The 645-nt window shown below is 73.5% G+C and carries 1 pseudogene; it reads right to left on the bottom strand.

What is annotated here, in order from left to right:
- A pseudogene (locus E1284_RS42300) lies at nucleotides 1-645 on the bottom strand (hypothetical protein); the annotation flags it as partial.

Here is a 645-nt window from a genome sequence, read left to right as displayed (position 1 = left end):
CCGGCCGCCTTCCCATCGCCCGACTCCGCCGCCCCCGCTCCAACGCCCGAGCTCTCGCCACTCCGCCCAGACGCACCCGTGCCCGCAGCCTCCGCCACGTCACCCTCACCCCGGGCGTTGCCTGCCTCTCCGCCGCCCGCGTTCTGGTCACTTCCCTCGGACGTGCCCGTGCCCGCAGCCTTTGCTGTGTCACCCTTGCTGCGGGTGCTCTCCGCCTCTTCGAGGTCCGCGCTCTCATCACTCCGGTCGGGCGTGCCCGTGTCGGCGGCCTTTGCCGCGTCGCCCTCGCTGCGGGTGCTGTCTGCCTCTTCGGTGGTTGGACCTTTGCCGCTTCGGTCGGACGTGCCTGCGGCCTTTGCCGCGTCGCCCTCGGTGCGGGTGCTCTCCGTCTCTTCGAGGTCCGCGCTCTCATCACTCCGGTCGGACGCGGCCGTGTCGGCGGCCTTTGCCGCGTCGCCCTCGCCGACCGTGTTCGCAGGGCCCCGGTCGGTGGTGGTGCTGTCGCTCTGGTCGGGTGCGCCCGTGTCGGGGGGCTGTGCTGCGTTGTCCTTGCCAGCCGGGTTTTCGGGCCCTGGGGCGGGCGTGGCTGGGGCTTCCTCACCGGGACGGTCGCCGGGAGGGGTGTGGGCGGCCTCGTCCCGTGCG

Origin of the sequence: Actinomadura bangladeshensis, assembly GCF_004348335.1 — a bacterium.
Taxonomy (GTDB): domain Bacteria; phylum Actinomycetota; class Actinomycetes; order Streptosporangiales; family Streptosporangiaceae; genus Spirillospora; species Spirillospora bangladeshensis.
Note: the sequence above shows the minus strand (reverse complement) of the source record. Positions and strands in the feature narration are given on the sequence as shown.